The organism is Henriciella mobilis, from assembly GCF_003576285.1.
Classification (GTDB): domain Bacteria; phylum Pseudomonadota; class Alphaproteobacteria; order Caulobacterales; family Hyphomonadaceae; genus Henriciella; species Henriciella mobilis.
On record NZ_QWFX01000013.1, the window covers coordinates 42974 to 65113 of the forward strand.

24 protein-coding genes are annotated in these 22140 nt (G+C 61.5%); 7 read left to right on the forward strand and 17 right to left on the reverse strand.

Annotation, left to right across the window (positions count from 1 at the left end; translation table 11 throughout):
* Positions 1–23 precede the first annotated feature (23 nt).
* The 4 genes from D1223_RS10675 to plsY all read right to left on the reverse strand — a co-directional run bounded on the left by D1223_RS10675 (position 24) and on the right by plsY (position 5365).
* Positions 24–1265: a peptidylprolyl isomerase gene (locus tag D1223_RS10675; RefSeq protein ID WP_119376419.1), complete on the reverse strand. Its 1242-nt coding sequence runs from the start codon at positions 1263–1265 to the stop codon at positions 24–26.
* Positions 1266–1380: 115 nt separating this feature from the next.
* Positions 1381–3567: an LPS-assembly protein LptD gene (locus tag D1223_RS10680; protein ID WP_119376420.1), complete on the reverse strand. Its 2187-nt coding sequence runs from the start codon at positions 3565–3567 to the stop codon at positions 1381–1383.
* Positions 3568–3680: 113 nt separating this feature from the next.
* Positions 3681–4757 carry a DNA-processing protein DprA gene (gene dprA, locus D1223_RS10685; protein WP_119376421.1) on the reverse strand — a complete coding sequence of 359 codons (1077 nt, stop codon included), beginning with the start codon at positions 4755–4757 and terminating at the stop codon, positions 3681–3683.
* On the reverse strand, positions 4754–5365 hold the full coding sequence (plsY, locus tag D1223_RS10690) for a glycerol-3-phosphate 1-O-acyltransferase PlsY (protein WP_119376422.1): 612 nt from the start codon (positions 5363–5365) through the stop codon (positions 4754–4756). The genes dprA and plsY overlap by 4 nt, the downstream gene beginning before the upstream one ends.
* Positions 5366–5957: 592 nt before the next feature.
* Between plsY and D1223_RS10695 the strand changes: the two genes are divergently transcribed.
* A complete protein-coding gene (locus D1223_RS10695) occupies positions 5958–6539 on the forward strand; it encodes a TetR/AcrR family transcriptional regulator (RefSeq protein WP_119376423.1) in 582 nt (193 codons plus the stop codon).
* On the opposite strand, the gene D1223_RS10700 is transcribed toward D1223_RS10695, so the two are convergent.
* From D1223_RS10700 to ruvX, 4 genes are read right to left on the reverse strand one after another with little or no spacing between them, the layout of a single operon-like run.
* On the reverse strand, positions 6536–7810 hold the full coding sequence (locus tag D1223_RS10700) for a dihydroorotase (RefSeq protein WP_119376424.1): 1275 nt from the start codon (positions 7808–7810) through the stop codon (positions 6536–6538). The genes D1223_RS10695 and D1223_RS10700 overlap by 4 nt on opposite strands.
* Complete coding sequence (locus D1223_RS10705; RefSeq protein ID WP_119376425.1) at positions 7807–8754, reverse strand: aspartate carbamoyltransferase catalytic subunit; 948 nt, start codon at positions 8752–8754, stop codon at positions 7807–7809. Before D1223_RS10705 ends, D1223_RS10700 begins: the two co-directional genes overlap by 4 nt.
* 55 nt (positions 8755–8809) lie before the next feature.
* The gene (locus tag D1223_RS10710; protein ID WP_119376426.1) at positions 8810–9736 is read right to left on the reverse strand and encodes an AEC family transporter; all 927 of its coding nucleotides are present in this window, start codon (positions 9734–9736) and stop codon (positions 8810–8812) included.
* Positions 9733–10191 carry a Holliday junction resolvase RuvX gene (gene ruvX / locus D1223_RS10715; protein WP_119376427.1) on the reverse strand — a complete coding sequence of 153 codons (459 nt, stop codon included), beginning with the start codon at positions 10189–10191 and terminating at the stop codon, positions 9733–9735. Before ruvX ends, D1223_RS10710 begins: the two co-directional genes overlap by 4 nt.
* Positions 10192–10274: 83 nt before the next feature.
* Between ruvX and gatC the strand changes: the two genes are divergently transcribed.
* Entirely contained in the window at positions 10275–10562 is a 288-nt protein-coding gene (gene gatC / locus D1223_RS10720; protein ID WP_119376428.1) for an Asp-tRNA(Asn)/Glu-tRNA(Gln) amidotransferase subunit GatC, read from the forward strand.
* A gap of 2 nt (positions 10563–10564) precedes the next feature.
* Here the strand turns inward: gatC and D1223_RS10725 are convergent, their stop codons facing one another.
* Positions 10565–11029, reverse strand: coding sequence for a DUF6491 family protein (locus tag D1223_RS10725; protein ID WP_119405839.1), 465 nt, complete (start codon positions 11027–11029; stop codon positions 10565–10567).
* A gap of 174 nt (positions 11030–11203) precedes the next feature.
* On the opposite strand from D1223_RS10725, the gene gatA reads away from it, so the two are divergent.
* From gatA to gatB, 3 genes are all read left to right on the forward strand, one after another.
* Positions 11204–12676, forward strand: a complete 1473-nt coding sequence (gene gatA, locus D1223_RS10730) for an Asp-tRNA(Asn)/Glu-tRNA(Gln) amidotransferase subunit GatA (RefSeq protein WP_119376430.1) — start codon at positions 11204–11206, stop codon at positions 12674–12676.
* Positions 12677–12687: 11 nt separating this feature from the next.
* Positions 12688–13014, forward strand: a complete 327-nt coding sequence (locus tag D1223_RS10735) for a hypothetical protein (protein WP_119376431.1) — start codon at positions 12688–12690, stop codon at positions 13012–13014.
* 91 nt (positions 13015–13105) lie between these two features.
* Positions 13106–14617 carry an Asp-tRNA(Asn)/Glu-tRNA(Gln) amidotransferase subunit GatB gene (gatB, locus tag D1223_RS10740; RefSeq protein WP_119376432.1) on the forward strand — a complete coding sequence of 504 codons (1512 nt, stop codon included), beginning with the start codon at positions 13106–13108 and terminating at the stop codon, positions 14615–14617.
* Positions 14618–14625: 8 nt separating this feature from the next.
* Here the strand turns inward: gatB and D1223_RS10745 are convergent, their stop codons facing one another.
* The 6 genes from D1223_RS10745 to D1223_RS10770 form a co-directional block, all read right to left on the reverse strand.
* Entirely contained in the window at positions 14626–15003 is a 378-nt protein-coding gene (locus D1223_RS10745) for a hypothetical protein (protein ID WP_119376433.1), read from the reverse strand.
* 216 nt (positions 15004–15219) lie between these two features.
* Entirely contained in the window at positions 15220–15654 is a 435-nt protein-coding gene (locus tag D1223_RS10750) for an HIT family protein (RefSeq protein WP_119376434.1), read from the reverse strand.
* A 14-nt stretch (positions 15655–15668) separates the two neighbouring features.
* The gene (locus D1223_RS10755; RefSeq protein ID WP_119376435.1) at positions 15669–16829 is read right to left on the reverse strand and encodes a GNAT family N-acetyltransferase; all 1161 of its coding nucleotides are present in this window, start codon (positions 16827–16829) and stop codon (positions 15669–15671) included.
* A gap of 21 nt (positions 16830–16850) precedes the next feature.
* Positions 16851–17570 (reverse strand): glycerophosphodiester phosphodiesterase family protein, encoded by a 720-nt coding sequence (locus D1223_RS10760; RefSeq protein ID WP_119376436.1) that lies wholly within the window; start codon positions 17568–17570, stop codon positions 16851–16853.
* Between the two features lie 9 nt (positions 17571–17579).
* The gene (locus tag D1223_RS10765) at positions 17580–18041 is read right to left on the reverse strand and encodes a RidA family protein (RefSeq protein WP_119376437.1); all 462 of its coding nucleotides are present in this window, start codon (positions 18039–18041) and stop codon (positions 17580–17582) included.
* Positions 18042–18121: 80 nt separating this feature from the next.
* Positions 18122–19402, reverse strand: coding sequence for a DNA polymerase IV (locus D1223_RS10770; protein ID WP_119376438.1), 1281 nt, complete (start codon positions 19400–19402; stop codon positions 18122–18124).
* 124 nt (positions 19403–19526) lie between these two features.
* Between D1223_RS10770 and D1223_RS10775 the strand changes: the two genes are divergently transcribed.
* Together D1223_RS10775 and D1223_RS10780 are read left to right on the forward strand one after the other, a co-directional pair.
* Positions 19527–19919 (forward strand): response regulator, encoded by a 393-nt coding sequence (locus D1223_RS10775; protein ID WP_119376439.1) that lies wholly within the window; start codon positions 19527–19529, stop codon positions 19917–19919.
* Positions 19916–21286: a PleD family two-component system response regulator gene (locus D1223_RS10780; protein WP_119376440.1), complete on the forward strand. Its 1371-nt coding sequence runs from the start codon at positions 19916–19918 to the stop codon at positions 21284–21286. Before D1223_RS10775 ends, D1223_RS10780 begins: the two co-directional genes overlap by 4 nt.
* A gap of 25 nt (positions 21287–21311) precedes the next feature.
* Here the strand turns inward: D1223_RS10780 and D1223_RS10785 are convergent, their stop codons facing one another.
* Both D1223_RS10785 and rpmG read right to left on the reverse strand, forming a co-directional pair.
* The gene (locus tag D1223_RS10785) at positions 21312–21776 is read right to left on the reverse strand and encodes a universal stress protein (protein ID WP_119376441.1); all 465 of its coding nucleotides are present in this window, start codon (positions 21774–21776) and stop codon (positions 21312–21314) included.
* A 132-nt stretch (positions 21777–21908) separates the two neighbouring features.
* Complete coding sequence (gene rpmG, locus D1223_RS10790; protein WP_119376442.1) at positions 21909–22076, reverse strand: 50S ribosomal protein L33; 168 nt, start codon at positions 22074–22076, stop codon at positions 21909–21911.
* Positions 22077–22140 lie beyond the last annotated feature (64 nt).

Below are 22140 nucleotides of genomic sequence, written 5' to 3' on the forward strand. Positions count from 1 at the left end.
CGATGGTCAGCCGACCTTGGCTTCTAGCTGCCGCGCTGGATGATTGTGGCTTCCCGGCGCAGGTTCCGCAGCTCGCGTTGCGAGATCATGTTGAGCTGGCGGCCATAGAGCTGATCCTCAATCTGGTCGCGGGTTGGAAGGGTATCCCCCGACTGCTCCCGATTGCACAGATACATCACGCCGAGCGAACCACCCATTGCCATGATATCGGTATGACCGCCGATCTCGACGGCGTCGATCATCGCCTGCGCTTCAGGGCCCAGGTCACTCAGCCTCACATCCGAAAGGTCGCTGGCGTCGAGGTTCGGGTCGTTACTGGCCACTTCTCTTGCGGTTTCGCAGTCAGAGGCCGCGGCGGTTGCGGCGAGCAGGTCTTCCTCGGAATTGTTGCCCACCGCGAGGCGGACCATATCAACCACGGTGAACGTCTCGGAAGGATCGCGTTTGCCGCGGTATTCAATGATGTACACGCCGTTCTCGACAGCGATAGGCGCACTGAGGCCAGCCTCGTCCATTGAGCGGACAACCTCCGCGACAGCCGGATCAACATCCTCAAGCGAAACAAAGCCCATATCGCCGCCCGTCGCCGCCGTGGGCGCTGAAGAAAAGCGCTCGGCAGCCACTTCGAACGGGGCACCGTTCTGCAATTGCTCGATAATGGTGCTAGCGCCTTGCAGGGCCTGCTGCTTCTCTGTTTCATTGGCGGTGTAGAGGAAGATCTCGCCAAGACGGTACTGGGTCTCCTGCGAGGCAGCCTCCAGGCGCTTCAGCCGCTCATCGATCTGGTTGGACGAAATCCGGATGCGCGAGCCGTAAAGGCCGCCCATGATCCGCCGCCAGGCGATCTCCGCCCTCATCTGTGCTTCAAGGCTTTGCGGGTCGACATTGGCCTGGCGCAAGACGCCAATCAGCGTCTCCCGGTCGAGGCCCGATTGGCGCGCCATGTCCTCGATCGAGCGGTTGATGTCTTCCTGCGATATTTCCACTTCGTATTCGGCCGCTTCCTGAAGCTGGAGCTTCTCGTCGATCAACTCGTCCAGGGCTTGCGCTGCAATCTGTTGCTGCTGCTCCGGCGTTGGACGCTGCGCGCCGAGTGTCAGAAGCAGCAGGCTCGCGCGCTGGCGTACGTCGCTATAGGAAATGGGCTGATCGTTCACGATCGCGACAATGCCCTCGATTGTCTGGGCTTCCTGAGCGTGACTGGGCGCCATCGCGGCCGGTGCGGTCAGGGCCAGTGCGATGGCCGTGGCAGCTAATCTAATCATACGAACCTCCGCTTGCCGGTGTCGCACGGCAAGACGCTGAAATTATGGCGAACCATACCGTCACAGTTGCGAGAGGCAATGCAGCGATTCCAGTACGGTCTCATTCGTGCACGCATCAGTCGAAATTGGACGAGCCGACATTCCCGAGCGATTTCAGGGCGAACCTGAACAGGACGGAATCCGACGGTCCGAGCTGCCGGTCGATCTGTTCGGATCGCTCAAAAACCAGTTCGAATCGCGAACAGTCATCCTCGTAGCCAACACCCAGCGAGTGGCGGATGTCGCGATTGCCTTCGATGTCGCGCTGCAGCCCGTAGAGCAGGAAGTAATTGTCCGTGACGGAGACCTCTGACGTCAGGAGTACACCCTCCTGGCGCTGGCCGGACTGGGACACATCCTGCTTGATCTGGTAATAGAGGGCGTTCGCCTTGACCCGGTCGAGCGACAGGTTGAGGCCGGTATCGATCCGGTTCATTTCGAGAGTTTCGTCGTCAAGGCGGACTTTCGCCTGGATACTCAGCGGATTGCCGAGTTCGAGTGCGAAGGCGCCGACCCAGTCGCTCGACGTGCCGTCCAGGCCGCTGGGCTCGTCGAAGGCCGGGTCGTTGCGGTTGCGCCAGCGTTTGCCGGCAAGCGCCGAGAACTCGACCCCGGATTTCCAGCGCGCCACGGTAGAGATCCCTGCAGAAATCTTGCTGTCGCCCTCATAAAGGTCATAGCCCACCTGGGCGTTGCCTTCGAAAAGGGAGGACGTGTCGAGCTCGAAATAGTTGCCGTCCTCGATCGGGATGGCGTCTTCATTCGCACCGCTCGTGCCGACCGCGCCCATCACGATCGGTTCGATGGTGATATCGACGGACTTGCCCGGCCGGAAGAAAGGGTAGGACACTTCCAGACCCGCGGTCCCGAAGGCGCGCTCGACGGAGCTGCTGTCGCCAGCGGCAGGAAAATCATCGATCTGGTAATGGTCGAAGCGCGCTTCGGCGAAGGGCTCGGCGAGGATGCCGCCGGGCAGGACCTTGCGAACCGACCATTCCGACCCAACCGACGTTCGCAGGCTGTCGGCGCCGGCATCGCGCGTCAGGTAGGCGGTCGATACGTTCACGCTGGCATAGCCATACTTGTCCAGGTCGAAGACACGTTCGGCATAGCCGAGCGGCAGGACGTCGGCGATGGCGTCTTCGCGGGCATCGTCGAATCGCAAACTGTCGAAGGTGAGCAGCGATGCGTCGGCATACCAGTTGCTCGACTGGCCCTGCGCAAAGACCTGCGAAAGCAGCAGGCGAGGCTGGTTGGTATAGAGACCGCGTTGCTCGTTTTCGCCGTCGATGTCGTAGCGCCTTGTATAAAGGTCGTCGCTCGCCTTTTCGACACCGAAGCCCCACAGCCAGTTGTCCGTGATCTGAAACTTGCCGTTGCCGAAGATGTGGCCGCGCCACTCCTTCTCGCCGAATTTTTCGCCGTCACTGTCGAAGTTCTGCTCGTAGGTGAAGCTGCCATTGAAGTTCACCTGGCCGGACCAGAACCGCTTGCGGTAATCCAGCTCGATCAGCGGATTCACCTTCGTGTTCAGCATCGGCGAAACGGTCAGGTCCTGATAGGGCGAAATGGCCCAGAAATAGGGTTGCTGGTAGACGATCCCGCGCTTGGACGAGCTTCCGACCGTCGGAAACAGGAAACCTGAGCGGCGTTCAGCTTCCGGGTCGGGGTGCGCGAAATAGGGAAGGTAGATAACCGGTATGCCGGCCACTTCCAGTACCGCATCGCGATAGCTGTACATGCCCGACTCTTCGTTGAAGACCGCCTTGCGGGCGCGGATCGCCCATGTCGGTGTCGAGTCGCCTTCGCAAAGTGCGCATGCGGTGAAGATGGCGCGGTCGAGCGTGTTATAGGTCTCGTTCTCACGCGTGGCCAGATTGGCGGACGCCGTTGCGCCTTCTGGTGTGCGCATCGCGAAGTTTGCGGCGTAGCCATTGGCAAGATCCGCATCGGTCTCGATCTCGTCCGCGAAGCGCTGCGTGCCGTCGGGTTCGAGGACGACGACATTGCCCTGCGCGCGCACCTTTGCGGTCAGCCGGTTGTAGGTCAGCTTGTCGGCCGTCATCACCCGGCCTTCATATTCTGCCTGGACGTTGCCTTCAGCGACAACGAGGTTCTCTTCCTCGAGCACGTAGACATTGTCTGCGGTCAGCGAGACGCGGGATGCCTCGGCCGGGGCCTCCGGAGCCACGGCTTGCGCGAAAGCCACCGGGCCCAGCGAGCCAAGCAGACAGGCTGCAGACGCAGTTTTCCAGACGCCCATGGGGCCTCCCGATTTACTCTATTCCAACCAAACCGCATAAGCGGCACCGGCAATTGCGTCCAGCCATTGAGGCTCAAGCTTGCCGGGAATTCACCAAACCTGTTGCGTTCCGGTCAGGCCCTGGAGGCCAGACCACCCGCATGGGTCAGCGCTTTGCCCTCGATTTCAAGTTCCATCAACAGGGCGGCGCACTGGCGGGCTGAACATTGGCTGGCGCGTGCAATCTCGGAAATCGGCACCGGGGTGGGTGACAGGGCCTCGAGGATACGTGCTGCGAGATCGCCGCCGGGCGGCTCGTCTTCGAATGACGGATCGAGTGGCATCGGCGGGGAAAAGGAGAACGCATGCTGCTCGCCAATCTGTCCGGACACAGCTTCGAGTACGTCAGCACCGTGACGAACCAGCGTTGCGCCGTTGCGGATCAGTCGGTTTGTCCCCGCGGCGCGCGGATCGAGCGGCGAGCCGGGCACGGCCATCACTTCGCGGCCCTGTTCGCCAGCCATGCGGGCTGAAATCAGCGATCCGGACCGCTCGGCCGCCTCGACCACGACTGTTCCGACAGCAAGGCCTGTTACAATCCGGTTCCGGCGCGGAAAATCGCGCGCGGTTGCGCGGTGGCCGAAGGCGCGTTCGGAGACCGCAGCGCCCTGTTGGCAAATGGCCTCATAAAGGTCGCGGTGCTGCGGCGGGTAGACCTGGTCTGCCCCACCTGCAAGCACCGCGACGGTTCCCGTGTCGAGGCTGGCGGCGTGGACTTCGCCGTCGATACCGCGCGCCATGCCGGAGATGGTCACGAGACCGGCCTGACCGACGGCCGTGCTGAGCTGGCCCGCAATCTTCCGGCCGGCAGCTGACGCATCCCTTGCGCCCACAAGTGCTATTGCGGGCCGGTTGAGCAGGTCGAGCTTGCCAATCGCCGTGATCAGGGGCGGTGGGGGCGAAAGGTGCGACAGCGCTTTCGGAAAGCGCGGGTCAGCGGCTGTCAGGATCGTTGCACCGGCCTGCCGGACGTCATCGATTTCACGGCGCGCCGCATCCATGTCGGCATTTATGGAAGGCATGCCAGCGAGCGCGTCGCCCGGTGTGCCGAACCGGTCCAGAAGCTGGAAGAATGTCACTGGCCCGATGCGGGGTGCCCGGGCGAGGGCGACCCATTCAGCCAGGTCTGCCTCGCTCGCCGGCGGTGTCATCCGGCATCCTTTTTCTTCTGGCCGAATTTCGGTTCCGTACCTTTGACCAGCCGGGCGAGGTTGGCCCGGTGTGTCCAGAAGACGAGTACACTCAGGGCGGTAAGGACAGCGACAGCAAAATGCGTCTCACCCAGCAGGAAGGCGCCGACCGGAACAAGGGCGGCTGCTGTCAGGGCGGCCAGCGAAGAGATCCGGAAGACGAGGAACATGATCAGCCAGGCAGGTCCGCCAATCATCAATCCCTTCAGGGAGGCGAAGACCAGGAGGCCGGCATAGGTTGCGACACCTTTGCCACCCTTGAAGCCGAGCCACGCCGGATAGCAGTGCCCAAGGAAGGCGGCCGCGCCCGCGATCAATCCCGTATTCCTGTCCGAGAAGACGAGCGTGAAGATCAGGACAGCGAGACCGGCCTTGAAACTGTCGAGCAGCAGGGTCGCCAGGGCCAGATCCTTGCGGCCGGTTCGAAGGACATTCGTTGCCCCGATATTCCCGGAGCCGATCGTGCGGATGTCTCCGAGACCTGCGGCCCGGGTGATGAGCAAACCGAACGGAATGGAGCCGAGCAGGTAGCCGCCGAGGGCGGCGATCACGAATGGAAGATAGGTCATGGGCAGCCCTGTTTCGGTCGCCGGTCGAGGATGCGGCGGTTCATCTGTCTTGTCTGTCTGAAGCCGGAACCCGTCAAGCCGTGCTCAAGGGGTGAAGTGGCTCGACCAGCCATCAGGGTTGCCGGAGAAATTATCGTGCAATCGTACGATTGGGGTTGATTTCAAGTATGCCTGTACGAGCTGGCAAACCCGAAAACATTACAGGATGCGGAAGGCACTCTCCTGATAGGAGAATCTCAAGGCCGATTTTCGCCTGTGCCATTACCGCTTTATTTTTCGGCCTGGCGTGCGAGCGGGATTAGATGTGAAAAGCGCGAAATTGGAATTTTCGTGTTTTTGTACGATTGTGGTTTTGGGCTCCGCCTCTGCCTATTTCCGGCCTGGCAGGACGGAGATTCATGTGCGGCGGTTTGTACTCGAAATGCGTCGTTCAAAAGTACGAGGCAGTCATGCATTGGGTCTGGAAATCCCGGAAGAGATGCGTCCGGTGCGTTGAGCTTAAAGTCAGCGATCTAGCCGCCCAAATACAATGGCCGTGCATCGCGTACGGGGCTTGCAAGTGGCTGGACGTTCGTCGTAGGAATGTACGATAATGGCTCGAAAACGAAATCAGCCCGGTGCGCCAAACATCCAAGAGCGCATCCTGAGAGAGGTGATCGGCCTCATCGCAAGACACGGAGCAGACCGGGTCACCCATCGCCTTCTGGCATCGGCAATGAAGATGTCGCCGGGCACGCTGACCTATCATTTCAAGGGTCGTGAGTCGCTGATCGAGGGCGCATTCGATCTCTACATGTCCGACTATTCGCGAGGTCTGGACGAGGCCCTGGCGGCCCGCCCTTTGACGTCGTTCGAGGAGATCGCACGCTTCCTGGCAACGATGACGAGCCTTGGACCTGAACAGGCTGAGCTTGCCACCTTCGAGTGCGAGATGATCGCCAATGCGCAGCGTGATCCGAAGCTGAAGGATGCCGTCATGGCCTGGTCAGCGCAGCTGCCGCGCGCCATCGGATCGGCGCTCGAAGCGCTTGGTCACCCCGATGCCCACCGGACGGCCAACCTTCTGACCGCGATCTGCCGAGGGGCCGAACTCGATGTTCTCACCCGGGGAATTCGCATCGATGAGACCGCTTTCCGCGAACGCCTGATCAGCGTGTTGCGGGCCGGGATCTAGTCTTTCCGTTCGAATACCGTCTCGCCGGCGATGATGGTCCGCATGACACGCCCGACCATGCGCCGACCGTCAAAGGGCGAATTGAGCGATCGTGAACGAAGCTGCTCGCGCACGCACAGCCACGGTTTTTCCGGATCGAACAGGACCAGGTCGGCGGGAGCGCCTTCGGCAAGCTGGCCCTGCGGGAGCCCGATGATGCTGGCGGGGCTGGCCGTTACCGGCATCAGCGCGTCGAGCATGGACAACCGCTCGTCCTGCACCAGCGCCAGGAGTGCCGAGAGGACCGTCTCCAGTCCGGCCGCCCCGAAGCTGGCTTCGGCGAAGGGCAGGCGCTTTTCCTCCGGCGGCTGGGGGTCGTGGGCGGACACAACCGCATCGATTTCCCCGGCGGCCAGCGCTTCGATCAGGGCCTGGCGGTCGTCCTCGGAGCGGAAAGGCGGGTTCACCTTGCAATAGGTGAGATAGTCGCCGACATCGAGGTCATTGAAGAACAGATGGTGGGCCGCAACGCTGACCCACGCCTTCAAGCCGCGCGCCCGGGCCTCCTTGACGATGTCGATGCTACGCGCGGTCGAAACCTGGTCTATGAGCAGCGCGCATTTCGTTGCCTCGGCAAGCAGCAGGTCGCGTGAAAGCCCGAGCCACTCTGCCTCACGCGGCAGGCCCGAAAGGCCCATGCGGGCTGCAAGCGCGCCGGAATTCATCACGCCGCCTTTGGCAAGCGCATGATCGTCGGCCCGGCTTGAGACGAGAGCGCCGCAGCTGGCCGCATAGGCCATGGTCCGGCGCAGAACGGACGTATCGGCAATCGGGCGGTCGCCATTGGTAAACAGGACGGCGCCAGAGTCTGCCATCAACCCGATCTCGGCCATGGCTTCGCCATTGAGGCCCTTGGTCAGGGCGCCGGCAGGATAGATACGGACCTGCGAGGTCTCCTTGCCACGGTTCGTGATGAACTGGACGAGCGCCACATCGTCGATCACCGGATTGGTGTCGGGCATGACGACCATGCTGGTAACCCCGCCAGCAACGGCTGCGCGAGAGGCTGTGGCAAGCGTTTCCTTCTGTTCGGCGCCGGGCTCACCGGTCTTGACCCGCAGGTCGATCAGGCCGGGAGCCAAGCAGAGCCCGCCGGCATCAATGGTCTCGTCAGCGGTGCCTGATACTTTGCCGATGGCGGCGATCTGGCCGTCTTCGATCAGCAGGGAGCCGGTCTCGTCCCAGCCATTGGCGGGACAGAGCAGGCGGGCATTCTTGATATGGGTAATCATGCACGCCTCCCGGAAAGGAGTTTGAGGACGGCCTCGCGCACAGCAACGCCCATCTCGACCTGTTCGGTGATCACCGAGCGCTCGCCGTCGGCAATCGCGCTTTCGATCTCGATCCCGCGATTCATCGGGCCGGGGTGCATGACGGTGGCATCCGGGGCGGCCAGTTTCAGCCGGTCCGCCGTCAGGCCGAAATTGCGGAAGTATTCGCGCTGGCTCGGCAGGTAGGCGCCATTCATCCGCTCCAGCTGCAGGCGCAGCATCATCACCACGTCGGCATCCTTGATCGCGGCGTCGAAATCGTTGAGCGCGCGGGCCGCGCCCCAGCTGTCTGCGCCGGATGGCATCAGCGTGGCCGGGCCACAGAGCGTGACCTCGGCGCCCAGCAGGTGCAGGGCCATGGTCGTCGAGCGGGCGACCCTCGAATGCAGTATGTCGCCGCAGATCGTGACCTTGAGCCCCTCGATCCGGCCCTTGGCGCGACGGATGGTCAGCGTGTCGAGCAGGCCTTGTGTCGGATGCTGGTGGGTGCCGTCACCGGCGTTGATCACGGCACAATCGACTTTTCGGGACAGGAGCTTCACCCCGCCGGACGCCGAATGGCGGATCACGATGGCATCGGGCGCCATGGCATTCAGCGTCATGGCCGTGTCGATCAGCGTTTCGCCTTTCTTCACCGATGATTGGGCTACCGGCATTGCGATCACGTCGGCGCCGAGGCGCTTGGCGGCGATCTCGAAGCTGGACATGGTCCGCGTCGAATTCTCGAAGAACAGGTTGATCACCGTCATGTTCTTCAGGTGCGCTTCGGGCCGTTTGCCCGCACGGGTCGCCTCGGCAAACTCTTCAGCGAGATCGAGGATATGGTCTATGTCGAGACGGGAAAGGTCTTCAATGCTCAGCAGGTGAGTGTGATTGAATTCGTAGCTGTAGCCCGGAATGGCCATGCCTTACCTTTCGATTTTCGGCGGTTTATTCGCGATTCCGGTATGGGGCAAGAGGCTAGAACAATCCTGCGCGCAAGCAGGCGAACCAGATGATGGGCATGGTGATCATCGAGAGCACCGTCTGCATGGCAATCAGATTGGCCGCGAGCGGCGCGTCACCGCCGAGCTGGCGGGCCAGGATATAGGATGAGGTCGCGGTCGGAACCGACGCGCTGATTACAGCTATGGCCAGCGCCAGGCCGGAGAGACCGAACACTAGCGCAAAGCCTATTGCCAGGATGGGCAGGCCGAAGAGCCGGACAAGCGACCAGGCAAGCGTCTTGAGCCCGGCCCGCCCGAGGGCGGCCATGTCGACGCCAGCGCCGGCCGCCAGCAGGCCAAGCGCGATGGCGCCCCGACCGAGCAGGTCAATCGACAGGTCAAGTTGCTCGGGTATTTCCACGCTGAACGCCGCGAGCAGCCCGCCAATGGCGCAGGCGATCAAAAGCGGATTGCGAACCAGCTCCATCACGGGGTTTCGTTTCGCAACAGACTTGCGCTCCGCATGCGCGGTCAGGGCTGCAACGCTGAGGACATTGGCGGTCGGTATCATTGCCGCCGCCGAGATGGAAACCAGCGCAAGGCCCTCATCACCGAACAGGGCACTGCCGATGGACAGGGCGACAAATGTATTCCAGCGAACATTGGACTGGATGATCGAACCGACTTCCGGCCGTTCGATACCGGGCCAGAGACGCGCGAGCAGGCCGAAGGCGCCAAGGGCGAATTGTGCGGCAATGAGCACGAGGGCGAGCTTCCACGGTGCACTGTCAAAGGGCGCATTCGCAAGCGCCCTGATGATAAGGGCAGGTAGCAGCACGACATAGGCGAGCCGCTCAATCCCGCGCCAGCCTTCGTCGGCGATGACGTTTCGCCATCCGAGGAACCGGCCAAGCGCGACCAGCAGGATTACAGGTATGAGAGCGGAAAGAAACGCACTCATGACGCGTTGGCGAGCCGGTCGATGGCTGTCTGCAGGATGATGGCCGCGGCCGACGCGTCGATGAGTTCGGCACGCCGCGCGCGCGACAGGTCTCCAGCGATCATGGCGCGTTCCGCTTCGGCGCTGGAGAGACGTTCATCCTGGAAGGCGACCGGGATGTCGCGGCGGGCAATGATGTTGCGGGCCAGCGCTCGGGCGGACTGCGTCCGAGGACCTTCGCTGCCATCCATGTTCAGCGGCAGTCCGATCACGAGCCCCACGGTCTTGCGTTCGTCCATGATGGCAAACAGCCGATCGAGAGCCGGAGCGAGCTTTCGGCCTTTCTGGATCGTCTCAACAGGCGAGGCGATCAGGCGTCCTGCGTCGCAGGCAGCTATGCCGAGCGTCTTCGAGCCTGGATCAATGCCGATCAGCGGCCCGGCTGCGGGCAGGTCGAAAAGGTCGGTAACAGACATGGTTGCGGCGCGGCGGTGGGCTACTCTCTTGAATTCGGCCTGACTAGCGCGTATCCGGGCGGCTTGTCGATTGGAGAAAGCCGATGAGCGTTACCAAGGACGATGTCCGCAAGGTCGCCCGCCTCACGCGCATTGCCGTTCCGGAGGAGCGTATCGAACCGCTCGCCAACGAACTGTCAGCCATTCTCGGCTGGATCGAACAGCTGAACGAGGTCGACGTCGACGGCATCGAACCCATGACATCCGTCGTGGATGCCACGCTTCCGATGCGCGACGACGTCGTTACCGACGGGAATATCCAGGACCAGGTCCTCGCCAACGCGCCGAAGAGCGAGGATGGTTTCTTCGTGGTCCCCAAGTCCGTCGAATAGGATCAGGAACCGTCAGACGCGGCGTCTTCCGAGTCTTCCTCGGCTTCTGCGGCGTCTTCGTTCCATTCATAGATCGCCTTGATCGGACAGCGGACGGGGCCGATATCGGTCTTGTCCGGTCCAAAGACACTGTCATAGGCGAAGATCGCATCACCCTTGCTCAGGCAGCTTGAGCCGCCAAAAGTGTCGAGGCTGAGCGCTTGGGCATTGCGCAGATTGTAGCAGTTGCCGAAGGTCTGGATCAGGTATTCGTCGTTCACCCCTTTTTCGACGATGACAGTATCGCGCGACGGGGCGCGGAAATTGTCGATGCTGCTGCTGAAGCAGATGCGGTCGACCTGCTCGCCAAGGCGGGCGTCCGTCATCCAGTCTGCGTCGGCGGCCTGCTCGTCAGGCGCTGATGTGCAGGCGGCGACCATTGCAGTAACTGCGCCGCAGGCAAGGGCTGTGCGAATGAGATGTTTCATGGGGCTCCTCGTGGTGTTGGCGGTTCGGTTGCGAGCCGCTTCGCTGCTTTAGCACGTTCAACGATTTGGGAATGATGGAGTTTCAATCGGATGTCTTCAGTCATCGGGACTTGAACTTTTGCGTGCTGACTGCATACGAAGGCTCAAGTTTACTTCCGGACATCTGAACGCAACATGACCGAACTGACCAAGCTGACCCTCGCCTCCGCGCTTGACGGGCTGAAAACCAAGGCTTTTTCCGCGACCGAGATCACGCAGGCCTTCGTCGACTCCATTGAAGCCTCGAACGACACGCTGAATGCCTATGTCGTGAAGACGCCGGAGAAGGCGCTGGAGATGGCGGCCGCATCGGACAAGCGGATCGCAGCAGGCGAGGCCGGTCTGCTGGAAGGGGCGCCGATCGGCGTGAAGGATCTCTACTGCACCAAGGGCGTGCGCACGACGGCCTGCTCGAACATCCTCGGTGAATTCACCCCGACCTATGAGTCGACCGTCACCCAGCAGCTCTGGGATGCGGGCGCTGTGATGCTCGGCAAGCTCAACATGGATGAGTTCGCCATGGGCTCGTCGAACGAGACCTCGCGTTTTGGTCCGCCGGCCAATCCGTGGCGCCGCAACGGCTCCAATCAGAACCTGACCCCGGGGGGCTCGTCCGGTGGTTCGGCGGCAGCGGTTTCGGCTGACCTCTGTCTGGCTGCGACCGCCTCCGACACCGGCGGTTCGATTCGTCAGCCCGCCAGCTTTACCGGCACGGTCGGCATCAAGCCGACCTATGGGCGCGCAAGCCGCTACGGCATGGTCGCCTTCGCCTCCTCGCTGGACCAGGCCGGTCCGATTGCAAAGACGGTCGAGGATAGCGCCATCCTGCTTGAAGCGATGTGCGGGCATGACGCAAAGGACTCGACCTCGTTGCCAGAGCCCGTTCCTGAATGGCGCAATGCCGTGCGGCGCGGCGTACAGGGCATGAAGATCGGCATCCCGAAAGAGTATCGCGTCGACAACATGCCCGAGGATATCGAGGCGCTCTGGAGCCAGGGCATCGACTGGCTGAAGGAGCAGGGGGCCGAGATTGTCGATGTGTCCCTGCCGCATACCAAGTACGCCCTGCCAGCCTATTATATCGTGGCGCCCGCAGAAGCGTCTTCGAACCTCGCGCGCTATGATGGCATGCGCTACGGCACGCGCGTCTCCGGCGATAATCTGATCAGCACCTATGAGGGTACGCGCTCTGAAGGTTTCGGGGCCGAGGTCCAGCGGCGCCTGATGATTGGCACCTATGTGCTCTCGTCTGGTTATTACGACGCCTACTATCTTCGTGCTCAGAAAGTCCGGAAGAAGATTCTCAACGACTTTGTCGAGGCATTCGGGAGCTGCGATGCGCTGCTGACACCGACCTGTCCGTCAGCCGCCTTTGCCTATGGTGAAAAAGCTGATCCGGTGCAGATGTACCTCAATGACATTTTCACCGTGACCGCGAACCTCGCCGGCCTTCCCGGTATCTCGGTTCCGGCCGCACTCGACAAGCAGGGCCTGCCGCTCGGCCTCCAGGTGATCGGCAAGGCGCTCGACGAGACGACCTGCTTCCGGGTCGCCGGCGCGCTGGAAGAGGCCGCCGGCTTCGTGGCAAAGCCGGAAAAGTGGTGGTAGGCTGACGGCCCATGTCCAGAAGAGCCAGAACAGCCCTTTACGCTGGCGGCGCCTTTGCCGTCATGATCCTCATGATCTTTCTCATGGCCTGGCAGCAGGGGATCAACCCGCTGCATCCGCGCACGCGCATGTATTGGCTCGCGGCTGTCCTGGCCGCGCTCTACATCTCGATCCGGGGCGCCGTCTTCATCGAGCGCATCCAGTATCGCCGTGAACGCAAGCAGGCGGACGATGCCCCGCCGAGCCGCCTGAGCAACAACATCAATGACCGCATGGCGGCCCGAAAGGCCCGCGTTGAAGCCGCCCGAAAAAAGGCAGAGCAGCGGGGCGAGCGCTGAACGCTGCACCGGCCGCCATCTGGCCTATGGCGTGCCCGGAAGAGCTATGCTTAAACCCGCAACGAATGAACTGAATGCTGGATGATTCCGAATGACTGAGCGCCCGACCTATACGCTGAAAGGCGAAACCGGAGACTGGGAACTGGTGATGGGGCTCGAAGTCCATGCCCAGGTCGCCTCCGAAGCCAAGCTGTTCTCCGGCGCCTCCACGAAGTTTGGGGCCGATCCGAACTGCAATGTCTCCCTCGTGGACGCGGCGATGCCCGGCATGCTGCCAGTCATCAACCGCAAATGCGTCGAGCAGGCGGTACGCACCGGTCTCGGCCTGAAGGCCAAGATCAACAAATGGTCACGCTTTGATCGCAAGAACTATTTCTATCCGGACCTGCCGCAGGGCTACCAGATCTCGCAGTTCGACCACCCGATTGTCGGCGAAGGCGAAATCGAGGTCGATGTCGAGCCGGCCCATGGCGATCCGGCCTACAGCTTTCCTGTGCGCATCGAGCGCCTGCACCTGGAGCAGGATGCCGGCAAGTCGATCCACGACATGGACCCGACGGCGACCTATGTGGACCTCAACCGGTCCGGCGTCGCGCTAATGGAGATCGTCTCCAAGCCGGATGTCAGAACACCTCTGGAAGCAGCTGCTTACGTCAAGAAGTTGAAGTCGATTGTCGTGGCGCTGGGCACTTGCGATGGCGATATGGAGAAGGGCAACCTGCGCGCCGACGTGAACGTGTCCGTCTGCAAGCCGGGCGCCTATGAGAAGTTCCGCGAGACGGGCGACTTCTCCCATCTCGGCACGCGCTGCGAAATCAAGAACATGAACTCCTTCCGCTTCATCCAGGCGGCGATCGAGTATGAAGCGCGCCGGCAGATCGAGATTCTCGAATCCGGCGGCAAGGTCGACCAAGAAACGCGCCTCTTCGATCCGAACAAGGGCGAGACGCGGTCGATGCGGTCCAAGGAAGACGCGCACGACTATCGCTACTTCCCGGATCCGGACCTCCTGCCGCTGGAGATCGACGATCTCTTCATCGACAATATTCGCGAGAGCCTGCCGGAACTGCCGGACGAGAAGCGCCAGCGCTTCCAGGACGAGTATGGCTTGTCGCGTTACGATGCTGGTGTGCTGACGGCCGACAGTGAGCGGGCGGAGTTCTTCGAGGCCGTTGCGCATGGCCGCGATGCCAAGCTTGCTGCCAACTGGGTCAGTCAGGAACTGTTCGGCTATCTGAACCGTGAAGACCTGGAACTCGCTGACAGCCCGGTTTCGTCCGTGCAGCTTGGCGAGCTGATCGACCTCATCTCCAATGACACGATTTCCGGCAAGATCGCCAAGGATGTCTTCGCGCGTATGATCGACGGCGAGGGCGACCCGGCGGCCATTGTGGAGAAACACGGCCTGAAACAGGTCACCGATACCGGTGCGATCGAGGCGATTGTCGACGAGATCATCGCGGCCAATCCTGAGCAGGCTGAATCTGTCAAGGAAAAGCCGAAGGCGATGGGCTGGTTTGTCGGCCAGGTGATGAAGGCATCGGGTGGCAAGGCAAACCCGCAGGCCGTCAACCAGATCCTGCGACAGAAGCTCGGCCTGTAAGGGCGGGCCTACCCCGCCTTTTGCCGTTCGTCCGAAAATCGCTCGATCTTGATGTCGAGCCGCTCGATGTCCGCCCTGATGATCTGGCAAATGCCAGTGCACACGGTTTCGTCGTCGCACAGCGGGATAATTTGCTGCAGGACATAAATTTTTGCACCGACGTCGGCGGGCTGGACCGACTGCAGCTCCGTGAGCTCACGGCCGAGCCGAATCATCGTTTGGGCGACATCCGACGCGCGGTCTTCAAGCAAGCGGCTGAGGATCTGATCATCCAGAGTGCTGCGGATATGAACTGCCTGTTGCTTGAGCTGAGCGTGTTCGACTTCCAGGTCCAGCCAGCGGCGTAACGCGTCCAGCACGCGTGAATTCTCTGACTTTTCAAGCATGACCTCAACCTCAGGTCGAGACCGCGGCGCGCCGCTTCTTGCGGCTTTGTCCCGAAGGGACCTACCATTCTGGTGTTGCATGTGCCGCTCCTCTTGGAGTGAAGCAGCGGTAGTCCAATTGTTTCGAGGCGTCTGTCACGCGGATGCGCTTCAAACTGCTAAAACCGCTGCAATCCAATCAGCGTCAACGCAGGAGCTACGCGGGTGTTCCACCAATCACAGGTAGGCCGATATCCTGTCTGCGAGCCCCTGAAGCGTTTCCTGGTCTGCGGGCGCGCCGCCGCCATGGCGGCCGAGCGGCTCACCTTCCCGCCGGGGGATGATGTGGAAATGGAGGTGGTAGACGGTCTGTCCGGCAGGCGCGCCATTGAACTGCGTCACCACAATCCCGTCAGGTTTGAGGGCCTTCTCGACGGCCTTCGTGACTTTCTGCACGCGTTTCATATAGGGGCCGAGCTTGTCCTTCGGCATTTCCAGCAGGTTGCGCGCCTCGACATCCTTCGGAATGACCAGTGTGTGGCCTTCGGCCTGGGGAAAGATGTCCATGAAGGCGAGCGCGACGTCATCTTCGAAGACTTTCACGCAGGGCACTTCGCCGCGAAGCATCTTGGCGAAGATATTGTCGGGATCGTAGTCAGCATGCAGGGTCATGAAGGCTCCTTCGCTTACTCCTTCTTAAACGGCGTGCGGTCACGAAGAAAAGTGCTTTCCCGCTCTACAGCTGCGCGTTCACGCTCGAGATAGTCGTCAATGGCGAGCGCGAGGCCTTCATGCGCAATCCAGTGCGCCGAATAGGTGGTAACCGGCACATAGCCGCGCGCCAGCTTGTGACCGCCCTGCGCGCCTGCCTCGACCGTGCCAAGGCCGTGCGCAATCGCGAAATCGATGGCCTGGTAATAGCAGGTCTCGAAATGCAGCATCGGGCGCGGGTCGATCGTGCCCCAGTAGCGGCCAAGCAACCGGTCGCCTCCGATCACGTTGAGAGCGCCGGCAATCGGCGTGCCGTTGTCTTCTGCAAATACCAGAAGCAGCTTGTCGGCCATCCGCTCGCCGAGCAGGGAAAACGTTTCGCGATTGAGGTAGGGCGAGCCCCATTTTCGCGATCCGGTATCCATGTAGAACTCGAAGAAGGCGTCCCAGTCGGCTTCGGTGATGTCGTCGCCTGTAATATGCCGGAAAGCCAGTCCCTCCTGCGCCTTGCGCCGTTCCTTTCGCAAATTCTTTCGCTTGGCTGACGACAGTTCGGCGAGGAAATCGTCGAAAGTCTCATAGCCGTGATTGATCCAGTGGAATTGCTGGTCCGTGCGGATCATGAGGCCCGCATTTTCCATCGAGAAAGCTTCTGCTTCGCTGATGAAGTTCACATGCAATGAGGACAGGTCATTCGATTCTGCAATCTGCACGGCGCCCGCGAGCAGCGCATTGGCGATCCTTGTCTCGTCCGGGCCGGGCCTGACCAGCCGCCGGCGGCCTGTCACCGGCGTGAAGGGGACTGCGGAAAGCAGTTTCGGGTAATACCGCCCGCCCGCCCGTTCATACGCGTCGGCCCAGCTATGATCGAAGACGAATTCGCCCTGCGAATGGCCCTTCAGATAAAGCGGCATGGCGCCGATCAGCCCGCGGCCGGGCGCTTCCAGAAGGATGTGATGAGGTGCCCAGCCGCGTTCGGGAACGGCGCAGCCGGTGGCCTCCAGGGCTTCAAGGAATTCCCAGCTGAGAAACGGGTCGTCCGGCAGGCCCGCCGGGTTGGCTACCGCATTCCAGTCTTCTGCGGATACGCTGGACAGGCCGTGGATCAGTCGGATCTGGAAGCTGGTTTCATCCATGCAGCTAAAGCTAGTGCGAGATCATGGCCGCGCAAAGGCCGGATCAAAGCCTTCGAAAATCGGAGCGACCCGCAGGTGGCTGATTGTCCGTTTCATCTCGAGGCTGGAGATCGTCCATATGGCCAGCGGCAGGTCGAGCCGGGCCGCGAGGGCGGAGGCATGTCCGGCATCAAGGATGTTGCAGGCGAGGTAATCGGGCCGGTTCGCCATGGCCTTGGCGACTGCGGCCTCGAGTGTTGTTCCCGGCGCGAGGACACTTGGCATGATCAGCGCGCCTTTCATGATGTCCACCGGCACGGCACGGACGGCTGTCCGGCTGAAGCTCATCATGGCGGCGGGCCCGTCATGTTGCTGGACAAGGCTTGCAACGGTCCTGGTAAAGGCTTCGGCGTCGGTGTCGCCGTCGATCTTCAGCTCTATGAGAAGGGGGGCCTTGCCAGGCCAGGCCTCAAGGACCTCTTCGAGTGTCGGCAGCGTGCCGCCGCCATTCAGCGTGATCGCTGTAAGAGCCTCGGCCGGGTGCGCCGCGACTGGCCCGGCGGCGCCTGTCATCCGGTCGAGGAGCGGGTCGTGAAAGACGACTGGCGTGCCACACGCGGCCGGGCGGACATCCAGTTCGCAGCCGAGCCCCGCTTCAGCCGCTGCCAGGATCGCTTCGAGGCTGTTTTCGGGAAGCTTTTCGGCAGACCAGAGCCCCCGATGAGCGTAAGCAAAATCGAGGATCTGGAACCGTTCTGCCATCCGTCTCTGTCAGACCTCGATCTCGAAGATACCGTCGATTTCGACGGCGACCCCAAGGGGCAGGGTCGGGCAGGCGACGGCTGAACGGGCGTGGCGGCCCTTCTCACCAAACACTTCGACCATCAGGTCGGAGCAGCCATTGATGACCTGTGGGATATCCGTGAAGAGCGGGTGGGAATTCACGAAGCCGCCCAGCTTCACCACGCGCTTGACCCGCGACAGCTCGCCAAGCGCCGCCTTGCACTGGGCGATCAGGTTGATGCCGCACTGGCGCGCGGCGTTCTGGCCAGCCGGCAGGTCCATCGTTTCGCCGAGCCGGCCGGATATCCGGCCTTCGGCCGTGGCGCTGACCTGGCCGGACACGAAAAGCTGGTTTCCGCTGATCACGAAAGGGACGTAGTTCGCGACAGCTTTCATCGGTTCGGGTAGCGTGATGCCAAGTTCCGAGAGGCGTGTTTCCGGCGTGCTCATGCGGGTCTGGGCCTTCCTGGTCCGTTTGTATTCAATGAGAGTCTCTTAGACGCAGCGGGCGTCCGGCTGCAAGGCGGCGATCAGTTCCGTGAGCGCTTTTCGGCATCGGCGCGCACACCGCGGCCGGTCTGGACCGCGCCCAGCCCGAACTTCTCGCGGGCCCTGTCGGCTGCCCGCTCTGCGGCGGCGCGCTTGGCGACAGATGGGTCAACGAGATCGGACTGGTCGACGCCGGCGGGGCAAAGGTCGGAGATGCCAATGCCGATCAGCCTGTAGGGGGTGCCGCCCCGCGTTTCCTTGTGCAGCAGCGGGCGCGTTGTCCGAAAGAGCGTTTGCGCCAGTTGCGTCGGCTCATGCAGGGTGACGCTCCTGGTCAGGGTCCGGAAATCCTTTCGCTTCAGCTTCAGCGTCACGACATAACCTGCCAGGCCATGTTTCTTGGCGCGAGTGGCTGTCTCCTCGCAAACGGCCCAGAGCCGATCCTCAAGTGTGGCGTGATCGGCGATGTCCTCGCTGAACGTGCGCTCGGCGGAGACGGACTTGCGCTCATGATCTGGCGAAACGGTGCGGTGGTCGATGCCATGCGCCCGCTCCCACAGATGTTGGCCGCTTTCGCCATAGCGGACCAGCAGCGACTTCCGGTCTGCCCTTCGGACATCGTTGATGATGCGGTATCCGTCCGCTGCCAGGCGCCGTGCGAAAGCCGGGCCGACGCCGTGAATCGCAGTGACCGGCATCGGACCGAGAATGGCTTCAACCTCGTCAGGCGGCAGGATGGCAAAGCCCCGTGGCTTGTCCAGTTCGCTCGCCATCTTGGCGAGGAAGCGGTTGGAAGACAGGCCAATGGAAATGGTGATCCCGATCTCGGTTTCGATCTCACGGGCGAGATTTGCGAGCAGGGCGGCTGGCAGGCGGGCGTGCAGTCGGCTCGTGCCTAAGAGATCGACATAGCCTTCATCGATGGAAACCATCTGCACACGCGGCGTCAGGGCCTCAAGTTTTGATCTGATCTGGCGTGACACCTCGGAGTATTTCCTGAAATCAGGCCGAATCACCACAGCATTCGGGCAAGCTTTCAGCGCCTTGAACATGGGCATGGCCGAGCGAACACCATCCAGGCGGGCAATGTAGCAACAGGTTGCGACGACGCCGCGGGTCCCGCCGCCCACGATGACTGGTTTGTTGCGCAGTTCGGGATTGTCGCGCTTCTCGATCGCAGCGTAGAATGCGTCACAATCGATGTGAGCGATGCCAAGGTCCGGGAGCTGAGCATGGGAGATGAGGCGATCGCCCCCGCAGTCCGGGCATCTGGAATGCTGGCCGGCGCTTGTATGCGAGCAATCTCGGCAGAGCGTATGCATGGATGTTCTTCCCATGTTCTTGTTCCGGGGGCAAGTTCACAGGCGGGGTTCAAACAAAGATTAAGACTCTTGGTGATAGTCTTCGCGAGGCTGAGGGTTTGAGGGTGCAAACGAGACATCGGTAATGGCAGCAGGCGAAAAGAAAACCGTGCTTGTCGTCGAGGACAATGAGCTGAACATGCGACTGTTCTGCGATCTCCTCGATGCTTTCGGATTCCAGACGCTGCAATGCCGTGACGGCGCCAAGGCCGTCGAGCTGGCGCGCCAGCACAAGCCCGACCTCATCATCATGGACATCCAGCTGCCGGAGGTCTCCGGCCTGGATATCACGCGGTGGATCAAGGATGACGAATCGATTCGCGCCATCCCTGTCCTGGCGGTGACGGCTTTTGCCATGCGCGCGGACGAACAGCGTGTTCGCGAGGCAGGCTGTGAGGGCTATCTTTCGAAACCGATTCAGATGAAGTCTTTCCTGTCGACCGTTCAGGAACTCGTGGACGACAGGAAGGCAGCATGAGCGCAAGACTTCTGGTCGTCGATGATATCCTTGCCAACAGGCGCCTCATGCAGGCGAAGCTGGAGGCCAAGTACTATTCGGTGCTGCTGGCGGAAAACGGTGTCGAGGCGCTCAAGATCGCTGCTGAAGACCAGCCGGACATCATCCTGCTCGACGTCATGATGCCCGGCATGGATGGTTATGAGGTCTGCCGGCGTCTGAAAGCCGATCCGCAGACAGCGCACATCCCTGTGGTGATGCTGACCGCTCTCAATGAAACAGCCGATCGCGTTCGCGGGCTCGAGGCCGGCGCGGACGATTTCCTGACCAAGCCGGTCGATGATTTCTCGCTCATGGCGCGCATCGGTGCGCTCAATCGCTATAACGCCGTTGCCATGGAGCTTCGCAAGCGCGAAGCCAATGGCATGCGGGCAGGGGCGCTTGCAGAGGAAGAAATGCAGGGCCTCGAGCGCGGCGCCAACATCCTGCTGATCGATTCCTCGTCATCCTCCATGCAGTCGATCCGAGACCCGCTTCAGGATGCCGGACACCGCGTGCTTACGCTGGATGAGGCTGACAAGGCAGCCGACGGGCGCAACAGCAATCTCGATATCGTCCTGCTCGGCCTCAGCCATCAGGCCTTTGATCCATTGAGGCTATGCGCGCATTTCCGCACGACCGATGCCACGCGGGCGCTTTCCATTATCGTGATGGCGACCAGTGCAGACCGGGAGCTGGCGGCCCAGGCACTGGAACTCGGTGCGAGCGACATCATCCAGACGCCTGTCGTTGCCGAGGAATTGCTGGCGCGTGTTGCGACCCAGACGAAACGACGGCGATATGTCGATATCCTGCGTCGCCGTGTCGACCGCGGGCTGGAACTGTCTGTCGTCGACCAGCTGACGGGGCTCTACAATCGCCGCTACATGACTAACCAGCTCGCACTCTGGATGAAGCGCGCCTCGCTCGGCAGCCAGCCGCTGTCAGTCATTTCGGTTGATATCGACCACTTCAAGCAGGTGAACGACAAGTATGGTCACGATGCGGGCGACAGGGTCCTTGTCCAGTTCGCAGACCGCATCAGGACCAATGTGCGCCCGAAGGATATTGTCTGCCGTCCCGGCGGCGAGGAGTTCCTGGTGATCATGCCCGAGACGACGGGCGACCTTGCTGGCCGCGCGGCGGAACGGATCCGCAAGTCGGTTGCCGCAGAGCCGTTCGAGCTGGACGATCTTGGTCAGCAGAAGCTGGGCGTGACCGTGAGCGCTGGCGTGGCCGCCTATGCAGGCGAGGACGACACGGTGGCCGACATGCTCAGACGGGCCGATCTGGCCCTGTACGAAGCCAAGACGGCGGGCCGCAATCGCGTAACGAATATCGCCGCCTGAACAGGCGTTGCAGACAGCAGGCCCGCTAGCCGCTGACCTTTTTCTTGTGCGCGGTTGTGACCACAAAGACGGCACAGGGTGCCTCCCGGATCATGTCAGCGCTTTCGGAACCCTCGAGAAGGCGTTTTAGCCAGCCTTTCTGGTGTGACCCGATGACGATCAGATCGGCGTCGTTCTTCTTGGCGTAGCTCGCTGCGTCGCGCGATGGATTGCCTTCGAGAACCGCAAGTTTGGTAGCGCCGCCATGAGCTGCGGCGAGGTCATCCAGCATTTTCGTGCGCCGTTCAGCATCGGCGCGGTGAGCCTCTGCATCGGCTTCAAGAGCGCCGCTCGCATAGGGTGACTCGAAGGTGGTGATGAAAGGGTTGGAGTCGATGGCATGCAGTTCACCATCACTCGCCGTAATTCCCTTGGCGGTTTCGAAAACCAGATCTGCGAGGTCGTCATCGACATCCACGACCGCGACGACCTTTTTGAATTCAAGTGCCATGTGCCACCTCCTGTTGCTAAGACAATAACATACACAGCGGCGGAAGGCTCCATACGTGTCTTTACGGAGATCAAAAAAAACCGGGCACTAAGCCCGGTTCTTGATATTCTCTATGAAGTGAAGCGGTCTCGCTTACTTGATCTTGGCTTCCTTGAACTCGACATGCTTTTTCGCAATCGGGTCGTATTTGCGCATCACCATCTTCTCGGTGATGTTGCGCGGGTTTTTCTTCGTCACATAGAAGAAGCCCGTCCCGGCGGTCGAGTTCAGGCGAATCTTGATGGTTGTCGGCTTGGCCATGACAGGTGCTCGTTTCGGGTGTTTCTGAAATTCGAAGGGCGCTTAATGGAGGGGCAGGCCCTCA